Source organism: Oleiphilus sp. HI0132, assembly GCF_001635845.1.
In genome coordinates this window covers 1-1,028 of record NZ_LWGJ01000322.1, presented here as the reverse complement: position 1 = coordinate 1,028, position 1,028 = coordinate 1, and the positions used below count along the sequence as shown (strand labels likewise).

Here is a 1,028-nt window from a genome sequence, read left to right as displayed (position 1 = left end):
TAACCGCGTGACCAATATGAATACTACCGTTTGCATACGGAGGGCCATCATGAAGAATAAACTTCTCTGCTCCCGCCCGGGCGGTTCTGATTTGTTGATACAAATCCATATCCTGCCACTGCTTTAACATGCCAGGCTCTCGCTGAGCCAGATTGCCACGCATTGGAAACTTGGTTTCGGGAAGGTTTAAAGTATGCTTGTAATCACTCATATTATTGTCACATCAGGTTGTCAATATTGTCCTTAGATCACTAAGGCACTCAATAATTTTTTATCAAGATCGCGTTTATATCTTTCTAGCTGGCCAATTTTTTAAAATATTCCTTGGCCTGCTTAACATCTTTATCTATCTGTTCTTTCAGAGCGTCAATACCATTAAAACGCTGCTCATCACGTACTTTCTGATGAAAAACAACTCGAACATTTCGGCCATATATATCTCGATCAAAGCCGAACAGGTGTACTTCTAGAGAAGGCAAGTAATTCCCAACGGTTGGTTTAACCCCAACATTCGCTACACCTTGATAAGGGGTATTATCCTCACCGTTCAAATAAAGGCTTACGACATAGACACCTGAAAATGGTACTTTCGTTCTCTTTAAGGCTACATTCGCTGTCGGAAACCCTAATTGGCGTCCAAGTTTCTGGCCGTGGATAACCTTACCCATGAAACTATAAGGGCGCCCTAAAGCATTCTCAGCAGCACTAAAATTACTCTTGGCCAACAATTCTCTAATCAGCGTACTACTAACTCTAAGAGGTGATTCTTCACACTCAACTGTCTGAGTACTTTCAACGCTAAAACCAAAGCGCTTTCCCGCCTCTTTCAAGAGCGCATAATCACCCGAGCGGTCGCCCCCAAACCTAAAGTCATCACCAATCACCAGGTGCTTAATACTCAGGTGATCCACCAAAACCTGCTGAATAAACTCTTCTGCACTAAGCTGACTCAAATGCGCATCAAATTTTAAGCAAAATACAAAGTCGATACCGTACTCGGATATCGCCTGATACTTCTCTCGAAAGCG

General features: G+C 42.8%; 2 protein-coding genes. Both read right to left on the bottom strand.

Translation table 11 applies throughout. The features are described 5' to 3' along the window. Positions 1–211 (bottom strand): class I tRNA ligase family protein (locus tag A3766_RS03885; RefSeq protein ID WP_156508668.1); only part of this gene is annotated, 211 nt, incomplete at its 3' end. Between the two features lie 85 nt (positions 212–296). Then, positions 297–1,028, bottom strand: a 732-nt coding sequence (ribF, locus tag A3766_RS03880; protein WP_068641715.1) for a bifunctional riboflavin kinase/FAD synthetase, incomplete at its 5' end; no start/stop codon positions are given.